Origin of the sequence: Myroides odoratimimus (assembly GCF_001485415.1) — a bacterium.
Lineage (GTDB): Bacteria > Bacteroidota > Bacteroidia > Flavobacteriales > Flavobacteriaceae > Flavobacterium > Flavobacterium odoratimimum.
Window position 1 is genome coordinate 18,736 of sequence record NZ_BCMQ01000033.1, and the last position, 11,294, is coordinate 30,029.

Genomic DNA, 11,294 nt, shown 5'->3' on the forward strand with positions numbered 1-11,294 from the left:
ATACCAATTTTTAGCTTATTAAACCTAAAAAAAAGGCCATCCCAAAGAATGGCCTAATCAGAATCATCTATATAAAAAAAAACAAGTCCCCACTCTGTTTTTTATTAAAGTAATTAGATGTTCTTAAATATCTTCAAAGTTTAACAGTGCTAATATACAAAAAAAAAGCAAATATTAACATTTAAAAGAACTAGACGTAATAAATTAATATAAAAACAGAAAATCAATCAATAAAATAACATTTAAAAACTCTTATAATCAACTACATATATCTTTTTCAATAAAACATAATTTTATTCATTAAAATTTAAATTGACATTACTTTTAGTACATGCCGTTCATTTCTACAGCCAAAACAGGGCTCTTAAAAACAAAAAGCTTATCACAACTGGTGTTGTGATAAGCTTTTTGTTTTAGCTCATCTTCAAAAAAGGGATAAGACTAATCTTGCGCTACTGCTTTAGACTTAACAAATATAGCAGATAGAACTAAATATGCTGCTACTACTAATTCTATTATAACCCACCATATATGCTCTATAGGGATAGCATAAAAGGGCTGGAATATTCCAATAATAAGAATATACATTGCCATTTCGATAACTTTCTTATTGATATGAGAGTTATAGGCTAATATTCCTAAACCAACCATAACGATAAATCCCACTAAAAGATCAAAATCTGATGAAGAAGTAAATGCACTTAAGATCAATAAAAGTGCTATTAATATTTTAATTGCCCTTTCCATACTTTAATTCTTTATAAATTAGATTACTCTAAGATAATAAAAACTATAATCATTTAAAAATCAATAACAAAGAATTATCTATAATAAAACAAAGTAGTTAATATCAATAATATAATTAATTCATACTAACACAACAATCTCCATACAAAAGCACTTTTATTTGAGGTAAAAAAAACTTACTTTAGCACCTAATTATAATTAAATCATTAACAACACAATGAAACAAGTAACTTTAAACCATATCCATGAAGCTTTAGGAGCGAAGATGGTTCCATTTGCAGGATTTAATATGCCTGTACAATATGAAGGAGTAAACATTGAACACGAAACAGTTAGAAACGGTGTTGGTGTTTTTGACGTATCTCATATGGGAATCTTCAAAATTTCTGGACCAAATGCTTTGGCATTAATCCAAAAAGTTACTTCTAATGATGCTTCTGTATTAGTAGATGGTAAAGCTCAATACTGCTACTTCCCTAATACTACTGGAGGAGTTATAGACGATATTATTACTTATAGAGTGAATGAGAATGAATATTTGATGGTAGTAAATGCGTCAAATATTGAAAAAGATTGGAACTGGGTAAGTTCTCATAATGATATGAACGCTACCTTAGAGAATCTATCTGATGGCTACTCTATCTTAGCGATACAAGGACCTAAGGCTATTGAGTCTATGCAAAGCTTAACTGACGTTAACTTAGCGGATATCAAATTCTACAACTTTGTGATTGATACTTTCGCTGGAGTAAAAGACGTTGTAATCTCTGCTACTGGATACACAGGTTCAGGTGGTTTTGAAGTATATGTGAAAAATGAAGATGTAGAAGTACTTTGGAACAAAGTATTCGAAGCTGGTGCTAACTGGGGGATCAAACCTATCGGATTAGCTGCGCGTGATACATTACGCCTAGAGATGGGATACTGCTTATACGGTAATGAACTAAACGATGAGATCTCTCCATTAGAAGCAGGATTAGGATGGGTAACGAAGTTCACAAAAGACTTCATCAACTCTGATAATTTAAAAGCTGAAAAAGAAGCAGGTATCAAAAATAGATTGATTGGTTTCGAACTAGTAGGTAAAGGTATTCCTAGACATGACTACGAAATCGTAGATGCTGAAGGTAACGTAATCGGAAAAGTGACTTCTGGTACTCAATCTCCTTCATTAGGTAAAGGAATCGGTATGGGATATGTACCTGTAGCACTAGCTGCTGAAGGAAGCCAAATATTCATCCGTATTCGTAAGAATGATGTTGAAGCAAAAGTGATAAAAACACCTTTTTATAAAAAATAAGGCAAAAGAATAGGAAGCTTAAAAATAAGCTTCCTTTTTTTTTATGATATATTTGAATAATGAGTTATTTTTGCGATTATAAAATTAAGTAACAAATTATTATGGGAAGAGCGTTTGAATTTAGAAAAGGACGTAAGCTAAAACGTTGGTCTGCTATGGCAAAAACGTTTACAAGAATTGGTAAGGATATCGTAATGGCTGTAAAAGAAGGTGGACCTAATCCCGAGGCTAATGCTCGCCTTCGTGCCGTAATACAAAATGCTAAGGCAGCTAATATGCCTAAAGATAACGTAGAGCGTGCCATTAAACGTGCTACTGATAAAGATACTGAAAACTATAAAGAAGTAATATTCGAAGGATACGGACCTCATGGTATCGCTTTCTTAATCGAATGTGCTACAGATAATAACAATAGAACTGTTGCCAACATTAGAAGTTACTTCAATAAATGCAACGGTACTTTAGGTACACAAGGGTCTGTTGAGTTTATGTTCGACCATACATGTAACTTCAGAATCCCTGCTGAAGAAGGTAGAGATCTAGAAGAGTTCGAATTAGAATTAATTGATTTTGGTATTGATGAAATCTTTGAAGATGAAGATGGCGTAATGATTTATGCTCCTTTTGAAAGCTTCGGATCTATCCAAAAAGAATTAGAAGGTAGAGGAATTGAGATCTTGTCTTCTGGATTCGATAGAATACCACAAGTAACGAAAGAGCTTTCTGAAGAAGAAATAGCTGACGTAGAAAAGTTATTAGAAAAAATCGAAGAAGATGACGACGTACAAAACGTTTTCACTACTATGGCATAATCCACAGTTTCGTTTATAATATAAAAAGACGGAATACTTTAGATAAAGTATTCCGTCTTTTTATATTATAATCTTATTAAGTCAGGTGAAATCGTTTAGGAGGGTATCCGAAGTGTTTCTTAAACGCTTTAGAAAAGGCAACAGAAGAAGAATATCCTAAGTCAAAAGCTATCTCTGCAATGGTATGATGAGCTTCTTCTAACTTCTGTATAGCGATATTCATACGTCTATGTTGAGCATATTCGAATAGTCCTAGATTATACAGATACTTAAAGCCTCTCTTTAATTTATACTCATTAATAAAGAATAACTTAGACAGTTCTTCTGTAGTATAAAACTCTCGGTAATTAAGGTCTATAAATTCTTTTATATTAGATAGTATTAGTTCATCTTCTGGTGTCAGCTTTACCCCAAGCTGTAACTTAGAGCACTCCTCTACCCCAACCTCTTTCTCATGCAATAACACAGATATTACCTCTAGTACCTTCCCTTTGACATACATATCTTTAGCTATTCCTTTATAACTACATGTTTTGATTTCATTTAACAGTACTAAAAGCTCTTGCGTCAGTTTTATATTCTTAATTAACCTTGAGGTCTGGTCATTCTTTATCGCAGTAGTAAACTTCGCTATAGCCTCATCTTGTTGTCCCCATTCATTAAAGAACTCTAAAGGTAAGTAGATATCTAAATGCTCATATACGGCATCTTTTTCGAATATGACATCTGCTACAGATCCTGTACTTAGATAAGTCAAATAACAGTGAAAAGGCAAGTACTTATTAGGCGTTCCATTAATGACATCTCTGACGATATGCTTCCCAAAAAAGAAGCTTAACTCTACGTATTCTATTTCTTCAAAGACATAGTGCAGGGCATAATCTTGTGTATACTTCAGATAATACTGTCTAATAATAATATCTGCTGAATCAAAGATATAATAAGTCACGAAAGTTCCAGAATCATTTACTAATTCTTTTTTACTCTGATACATCTCATTAGTTACCATATTCTCTAACTCAAAAAATGCTACAATCTGATCACCTTTACTCATAAAACCACCTATTGATTACTAAACTGCTAATTTTTACTCCCTTTTGGCTAAGTCATTCCATGATATAGAATATACTTTTGTTTCCGCATTCAAATTTATTCAATCTAAATTAAGTATCAGATGAAAAGATTCTTTTTAATCAACACAAGTCATAAATTCATACTTACTGGTCTACTTTTGATCAATATAAGTACCTATGCCCAAGAAAAAGGGAATATCAAAGGAACTGTTGTGAGCCATAATCAAGAGAAGTTGGCAGGAACTACAATTACTTTAAATAACAACTTATTTAAAACTGTTTCAGATAACAATGGATACTACTTACTAGAAAATATCGAATCAGGTAAATACCTTATCACTCTTCAGTATAAAAATAGCATTACAAAAGACAGTATCGTTATACCTGCAAATCAAACTGTCATAAAAGATTTCATGCTATTTGATGACAACAATGAAACCTTAGATGCAGTAGTCATTAATACAAATAAAAACATTCGTTCTTCTTCTTCTTTGCGAACAGCAGCTAACCTATTAGATGTACCACAAAACATCCAAGTGATAGATAAAGGGTTAATGGATGATCAGATTAGTATGACGATGAGTGATGCTATTGCTCAGAATGTGAGCGGTGTAAGATCTGTATTACATCAAGAGCAAGCTAGTGCAGGTATATATGTACGTGGTTATGGCGCTAGTAATCTAAGAAATGGTATGGATATCTCAGGAAGCTTTGGCCCTATCAGAGAAGACAATACCTTTATAGAACGTGTAGAGTTTGTAAAAGGACCAGCAGGTTTTATGATGGGAAACACACAACCAGGTGGTTTCTATAATATCGTAACCAAAAAACCAACAGGTAGTAACAAAACTACGGTTAAGACTATACTAGGTAGCTATAATCTATATCGTGCAGAGGTAGATGTAGATACTAAGCTAACAAAGGATGAGAGACTGTTATTCCGTATCAATGGGATGGCTACAAAAGCTAGTTCTTTCCAATTGTACAACAAAAACAATTACTTATCATTAGCACCTTCCTTAAAGTACAATATTAGTGATGATACGAATATTACCTTTGAGTATATATTCAACTCTAATGAGTTCGAAGGTGGGTTCTCTAAATATGCCTATTCTAAAAAGGAGTTTAAAGAACTACCTCGTAAATTTACATTCACTGACCCTATCATAGATCCTACCATGATTAAAGAACACAATGTGTTTATTAACCTTAATCACAGATTAAGTGCTGATTGGAATCTTACTGCTAAACTGGGTTATGTAGAAGCTACTATGGAAGGAGAAAGTCTGTACTCTATCTATAACTCTATAGACGATAAAGGCAATGTACAAAGAGCACTTTCTGTAAATGATGCGTATAACTCAGCTAAAGTTGGGCAAGTCTATATGAATGGCAAATTTAAGATCACAGATCAGATTAAAAACAATGTGTTATTTGGGCTAGATATGGGGCAAAAAGAACACATGGCTGATTGGTCTGTTATTTCTGATACTAAAGGAAATGCTATTCCAGTAGGTCCATCGTTTAATATATATAACCCTGTGTATGGTAAGCTTACTAAAAAAGATATCCCTACTTATGACCGTTCACGTTCATTAAGAGAACGAGCAGCAGGTAATATTCAAGAATATAGCTATATCTCTCTATATGTACAAGACGAATTTCTTCTATTAGATGAGAAACTTAGATTAGGGCTTGGGGTACGCTACACCTCAACAGAGAAAACAACGAGTGCTTCTAAAGGAGATGTTGTAAAGAATCAAGCGTATACTCCTCGTTTTAGTATCACGTATAATATCTCTCCATCATTCTCAGCTTATGCCTTATATGATCAGAGCTTCCAAGAACAAGTTGGTCAATTAGAAAACAACAAAACAGCTGATCCTTCTAAAGGAACCAATAAAGAATTTGGATTAAAGAAGACATGGTTTGAGAAAAAACTATTCACTTCATTAGCTTTCTACCAAGTAGATAAAACAAATATCCTTACCCCACGTGATGCCTCTGCTAATAACCAAATTATGGTACAGAGTGGGAAGGCTACGTCTAAAGGAGTAGAATTTGACTTAAATGGACAAATTACAGATGGTTTGACCTTGACAATGAACTATGCGTATACTGATGCTAAGATAACTGAAGATAATAATCCAGCTAAAAAAGGACAACTATTACCAGGAACTGCTAAGCACAGTACTAATGCATGGCTTACTTATAGAGTTCAATCAGGTACATTCGAAGGTTTAGGGTTTTCTCTTGGATACCAATACCAAAAAGATCGCTCACAAGCTCCTGTACAAGCTAAAAAGTTCTTACCAGACGACTACTTCACCCTTGATGGAGGAGTATCGTATAAAAAGAACAACTATGCATTCAACCTAATTGTAAATAATATCACAGATAGATATAATTATGTAGGTCACTTCCCTGGTGCGTGGGGATACACACACTATGGATGGAGAGCTACTACACCACTGTCATTCAAACTTAGTTTAGCTTATACATTCTAATAAGATAAAAGATAATTAGAAGTCATCTCAACTTTTTATTTTGCTGAAGTATTTTTAGTTCTATAACAATAAAAGTTATAAAGTTCCATGCCATCCAGCTAGAAAGTGTGGTATCAAATCTATTTAGTAAACAGCGAAAGCTATCTAACCAAGCCTTGGTTCTTTCAATAACATATCTTTTTTTTATGATTTTTTATCAAAATAATCATCTTCATTATCTTGCCCATTTCGTTTATTAGGGCAGGTATTCGCTATTATTTAAATAAACTATTCTCCATAACACCTTTTTAAAGATGATTAAAACTAAATCTACTCACTAAAAACAATTTAGTATAGTTAAAGTAGCTAATAAAGAAAAAAAGCATTCATCAGTAATTATTTTTTGTTAATTTTTATACAAAATACATAAAAATTAACATCTTTAGCTATATATTTATTTTTAAAAAAAAATCATGAAGAAAATATGTTTTATCCTATGTATGTTTGTATTTAAAGTCGCTTATTCCCAACTAGGAGTAAATACTTCATTACCATTACAACCATTACACATTGATGGAAAAAAAGACAACCCTTTATTTGAAAAACCGAATGCTGAACAAATAAAAAATGATGTAGTTTTAGATGAAGAAGGAAAAATAGGGGTAGGAACTATTAATCCAAATTTTAAATTGGATATTTTGAGTGACACAAGAGGTGCTATTAGAATAGCTGATGGTACACAAGGTGAATCAAAGGTTTTAATGAGTAATGAAAATGGTGTAGGAACGTGGCAATCTCCTGCATCTATAAGACCTACAATATTAGGAGAACCTAATACTACAACAAAATCAGTTGCTTCACATGTGTTATTAGGTGCTTCTATTAATTTAACACGAGGAAAATGGATTATTAATATCGGGCAACTGTTAAGAAGTAATACTTCTGCATCAACTACTAAAAATAAATGGGTGAGAATAACTCTAAGTAGTAGTAATACTTCTAATACGAAAACAGGGTTTAAATTTATAAGTACTAGTATTTATATTTCGGGATGGTTATCTCCTTCTATAGCTACATACGGAGGTTTTTCTATGTTAACAGGTGTAATACCAGTAGAGGTTACTGCCGATGAGGTTACGTTATGGACATGGTTTGCAGGAGTTGATGAAACAAGTGAGTCTATACCTGCGGATGTTGGTAATAATGGAGAAAATTTTATATTTGCTATGCCTATTAACTAGTTTAAAGTTTCTTTTTAAACTTGGTAAAGTGTAAATCTAACTTTATTACTTTTGACTTACTTGATAAAAGGAGGTATAGGCACATTATATTTCTATGTAAAAAGAAGTATTTCATCAGATATTCAAAGAGTGACTTTTAATGAATAGATAAACAGCATCATTCACAAAATCTCCGCTTTATGTTCCATGATAAATATGACCCTATGTCTCACTCTATTCTAACTTTGTAAAGTACTAGGTACGTGAGATTATAAATTTTGTTTAGTGACGCAAATTTCTATAACCTTTATTTTACAAAAGTAAAGAATACTTCATAAAGATCATCCCTTTCTAGTTATTTTAGAAAGGGATGTTTTATTTTAAAACATTCGTTCTACTAGCAATATTCTCACATATTGACCTATACTCCTCTATTTTTCCTATTTTTGCAATAAAAATTTTTCATTATGAAATGGGAAGGTAGACGAGAAAGTAAAAACGTTACTGACAATAGAGGTAAATCTTCAGCTGGGAAAACAGCTATCGGAGGTGGTTTAATTGGTATTATAGCGATGTTGCTATACCTATTTGGAGGAGAAACAGGTAAACAAATAGCTCCTGTATTAGAACAAATGGGTGAAGGTCAACAAACAGAACAAGTAGAAACTAGAAACCTTTCTCAAGAAGAAGTAGAAATGGGTAAGATGGTAGCTGTGATGTTTGCTGACACTGAAGATGTATGGCACAAGATATTCAAAGAAAACGGAATGCAATACCGCGAGCCTAAAATGGAGCTATTCGATGATAAAGTGAATACACAATGTGGTAATGCTACTGCTGAGGTAGGTCCTTTTTATTGTCCTGCTGACGAAACAGTGTATATGGACTTAAGATTCTTTGAAGAACTACACACTCGTTTTGGAGCAGAGAGAGGTAACTTTGCTATCGCTTATGTTATCGCCCATGAAGTAGGTCACCACGTACAGACTCTATTAGGTACTAATAGTAAAGTACACCAAGCTCAACAAAGTATGAGTAAGAAAGAAGCGAATAAACTATCCGTAGGTTTAGAACTTCAAGCAGACTTCTATGCTGGTGTGTGGGCTAAGTATAATCAAAAGTACTTAGACGCTAAAGATATTGATATTGCCTTAAGTGCTGCACAAGCTGTAGGAGATGACGCAATACAAAAAAGAGTAACAGGTCAAGTAAATCCTGACTCGTTCACGCATGGAAGTTCGAAACAAAGAAAAGAGTGGTTTATGAAAGGGTTCGAGACTGCGGATATCAAGCAAGGAAATACTTTTGACTTTATCCGATAGATTCACATCTTCCTACCACAAACAAACTAATATTTATAGACAATTAAAAAGACTCTTCTTAAGAGCCTAACCTTATGACAAACTTAAAAGATATACTAGACAATATTAAACAGAATAGTTTTGCACTAGCTCCATTTCAGGTAATGAGTGAAGCGTTTAATTACTACAGAAAGACCTTCTTACTAGTAATTACAACTTTATTACTTACCTTTTTTGCTGCGACACTACTAGGTTCTCTGATATTAAGTCAATTCGTCACCTTAGATCCTAATCAAGATGTTCTACAAGAACAAATACAGGAAATGACTAGACAGCTAACAGAACCTCCTTTTTTCTATTATTATCTTGTATCATTTGCTATATTTAGCGCTCTAGGAAGCATACTTATAGGTGGTTTTTATAAATTAAATGCACAAGTACACTTAAATGAAGTTCCTTCTTTCTTTAATGCATTTAAGTACTTCTTTAATATAAAAGGGCTTTATATCTTTATATCTCATTTATTGATATCACTTGTCTTTATGGCGATTACTATTCCTTTAAAGTTACAAAACCTTGAAATGGTTTCTATGGCTATTAACTGGATCATTAGTACTTTGACCATATTCACTATTCCCTTAATTATATTTGGGCACCTAAAACCTATTGCTGCGATAAAGAATAGTATCATGGTTGTGAATAAACAACCTATCCCTATCATCCTAACGATTATACTGAATTACTTCTTTTTGATTAGTGGTTTACTATTCTTTGTTATTGGTATTTTATTTGTCTTACCTTATTTATTCGCAGTATACTTTGTGTTGTATAAACAAGTTATAGGATATAATCTAGAAGAGAATAAACAGCGCTAACCTAGCCATCCCTCTCTATCTAGACTACGATATTGTATTGCCTCAGCTATGTGCTGGGGCTTTATATTTTCTGAACCATCTAAATCAGCTATTGTTCGAGATACTTTTAATATCCTATCATAGGCTCTGGCTGATAAATTTAGCTTATCCATTGCGGTTTTTAATAAGTTTAGCGAATCTTCTTGTAGGGCACAGTACTTCCTTAGCAGAGCAGTAGACATCTGCGCATTATAATGAACTCCTTTATGAGATTTAAATCTATCTGATTGTACTTCTCTTGCCACTACTACTCGCTCTCTGATATCTTGGCTTGGTTCTGACAATTGTTTATCTGACAATTTTTCAAAAGGTACAGGATTTACTTCTTAGATTCAACTAATAAATGCAACAGCATTTAAAAAACGGCGGAGAACATTTGCTCCATGGAGCAAATGTTCTCCGCCGTTGGCGAAAAAAAACATCTACTTTTGAGGTTCCTACACACCCAAAAAGATGTCACATTTAACGTTAGAACAAAGATATAAAATAGAAGCATATAAAAAGGCAGGTAAATCACTTACTGAAATTGCTTGTTATATAGGCAAAGACAAGTCTGTTGTTAGCAGAGAGCTTAAGCGCAATTCAGACGAAAGAAATGGTGTTTATAAAGCTAATCTTGGACAAAGAAAGACAGCTCAACGACACAAAGAAAAACGCAAGAGAATACGCTTAACTGAAAACGTAAAAACAACTATTATAGACTATCTTAATCAAGATTATAGTCCAGAACAAATAGTAGGTAGAAGTAAACTTGAAGCAAAAGAAATGGTCTCTGTTGAATGTATTTATCAATTCATTTGGCAGAACAAAAAACAAGGAGGAAAGCTTTATAAGCATCTTAGAACTAAAGGTAAAAAATATAGAAAAAGAGGTGCATGCAAAGACAGTAGAGGCTTGATAAGTAATAGAGTAGATATTGAAAAAAGACCTAGTATAGTTGATGATAAATATAGAATAGGTGATCTTGAAATAGATTTAGTAATAGGGAAAAATCATCGTGGAGCACTGCTTACTATAAACGATAGAGCTACAGGGGTTTTATGGATGGGAAAGATAGAATCAAAGGAAGCTCACGTTGTAGAAGCTAAAATTATAGAACTCTTAAAAGACTTCAAACCGTTACTTCATACTATGACTTCTGATAACGGAAAAGAGTTTGCAAACCATCAAAATATAGCTAACACTCTAGAGCTTGATTACTACTTCGCAAAGCCTTATCACAGTTGGGAAAGAGGAGCTAATGAAAATTTAAATGGATTAGTAAGACAATATTTCCCTAAAATGACTAATTTCGATTTAATTACACAAGCAGCAATTGACAAGGCTGTAAATATTTTAAACAACAGACCAAGAAAGAGATTTGGTTTTAAATCGCCTAACGAAATTTTTACAGAAAAATTAAACCTAATGGTTACTGTTGCATTTAATACTTGAATCCACC

General features: G+C 33.0%; 9 protein-coding genes and 1 pseudogene. 7 read left to right on the forward strand and 3 right to left on the reverse strand.

From position 1 onward, the window contains the following. Nucleotides 1-441: 441 nt before the first annotated feature. The gene (locus MODO_RS17285) at nt 442-747 is read right to left on the reverse strand and encodes a DUF6804 family protein (protein ID WP_006256773.1); all 306 of its coding nucleotides are present in this window, start codon (nt 745-747) and stop codon (nt 442-444) included. A 217-nt stretch (nt 748-964) separates the two neighbouring features. Between MODO_RS17285 and gcvT the strand changes: the two genes are divergently transcribed. Together gcvT and MODO_RS17295 are read left to right on the forward strand one after the other, a co-directional pair. Further along, nucleotides 965-2,047, forward strand: a complete 1,083-nt coding sequence (gene gcvT, locus MODO_RS17290) for a glycine cleavage system aminomethyltransferase GcvT (protein ID WP_006256774.1) — start codon at nt 965-967, stop codon at nt 2,045-2,047. 101 nt (nt 2,048-2,148) lie between these two features. Then, the gene (locus tag MODO_RS17295) at nt 2,149-2,859 is read left to right on the forward strand and encodes a YebC/PmpR family DNA-binding transcriptional regulator (RefSeq protein ID WP_006256775.1); all 711 of its coding nucleotides are present in this window, start codon (nt 2,149-2,151) and stop codon (nt 2,857-2,859) included. 76 nt (nt 2,860-2,935) lie between these two features. Here the strand turns inward: MODO_RS17295 and MODO_RS17300 are convergent, their stop codons facing one another. Further along, complete coding sequence (locus tag MODO_RS17300; protein ID WP_006256776.1) at nt 2,936-3,913, reverse strand: helix-turn-helix domain-containing protein; 978 nt, start codon at nt 3,911-3,913, stop codon at nt 2,936-2,938. A 120-nt stretch (nt 3,914-4,033) separates the two neighbouring features. Between MODO_RS17300 and MODO_RS17305 the strand changes: the two genes are divergently transcribed. From MODO_RS17305 to MODO_RS17320, 4 genes are all read left to right on the forward strand, one after another. Continuing rightward, a complete protein-coding gene (locus tag MODO_RS17305) occupies nt 4,034-6,439 on the forward strand; it encodes a TonB-dependent receptor (protein ID WP_006256777.1) in 2,406 nt (801 codons plus the stop codon). A gap of 452 nt (nt 6,440-6,891) precedes the next feature. Further along, entirely contained in the window at nt 6,892-7,659 is a 768-nt protein-coding gene (locus MODO_RS17310) for a hypothetical protein (protein ID WP_006256778.1), read from the forward strand. Nucleotides 7,660-8,105: 446 nt separating this feature from the next. Then, nucleotides 8,106-8,960, forward strand: a complete 855-nt coding sequence (gene ypfJ / locus MODO_RS17315) for a KPN_02809 family neutral zinc metallopeptidase (RefSeq protein ID WP_006256779.1) — start codon at nt 8,106-8,108, stop codon at nt 8,958-8,960. A gap of 74 nt (nt 8,961-9,034) precedes the next feature. Continuing rightward, the gene (locus MODO_RS17320) at nt 9,035-9,814 is read left to right on the forward strand and encodes a hypothetical protein (RefSeq protein ID WP_006256780.1); all 780 of its coding nucleotides are present in this window, start codon (nt 9,035-9,037) and stop codon (nt 9,812-9,814) included. Here MODO_RS17320 and MODO_RS17325 read toward each other — a convergent pair. Further along, a pseudogene (locus tag MODO_RS17325) lies at nt 9,811-10,179 on the reverse strand (magnesium chelatase subunit ChlI family protein); the annotation flags it as partial. The gene MODO_RS17320 and the pseudogene MODO_RS17325 overlap by 4 nt on opposite strands. Nucleotides 10,180-10,306: 127 nt before the next feature. On the opposite strand from MODO_RS17325, the gene MODO_RS17330 reads away from it, so the two are divergent. Further along, complete coding sequence (locus MODO_RS17330; RefSeq protein WP_006265742.1) at nt 10,307-11,287, forward strand: IS30 family transposase; 981 nt, start codon at nt 10,307-10,309, stop codon at nt 11,285-11,287. The last annotated feature ends 7 nt before the right edge of the window (nt 11,288-11,294 follow it).

Bases quoted from the DNA above. Each gene is read 5' to 3' on its own strand.
- MODO_RS17285 (WP_006256773.1), bottom strand. From the start codon at position 747: ATGGAAAGGGCAATTAAAATATTAATAGCACTTTTATTGATCTTAAGT.
- gcvT (WP_006256774.1), top strand. From the start codon at position 965: ATGAAACAAGTAACTTTAAACCATATCCATGAAGCTTTAGGAGCGAAG.
- MODO_RS17295 (WP_006256775.1), top strand. From the start codon at position 2,149: ATGGGAAGAGCGTTTGAATTTAGAAAAGGACGTAAGCTAAAACGTTGG.
- MODO_RS17300 (WP_006256776.1), bottom strand. From the start codon at position 3,913: ATGAGTAAAGGTGATCAGATTGTAGCATTTTTTGAGTTAGAGAATATG.
- MODO_RS17305 (WP_006256777.1), top strand. From the start codon at position 4,034: ATGAAAAGATTCTTTTTAATCAACACAAGTCATAAATTCATACTTACT.
- MODO_RS17310 (WP_006256778.1), top strand. From the start codon at position 6,892: ATGAAGAAAATATGTTTTATCCTATGTATGTTTGTATTTAAAGTCGCT.
- ypfJ (WP_006256779.1), top strand. From the start codon at position 8,106: ATGAAATGGGAAGGTAGACGAGAAAGTAAAAACGTTACTGACAATAGA.
- MODO_RS17320 (WP_006256780.1), top strand. From the start codon at position 9,035: ATGACAAACTTAAAAGATATACTAGACAATATTAAACAGAATAGTTTT.
- MODO_RS17330 (WP_006265742.1), top strand. From the start codon at position 10,307: ATGTCACATTTAACGTTAGAACAAAGATATAAAATAGAAGCATATAAA.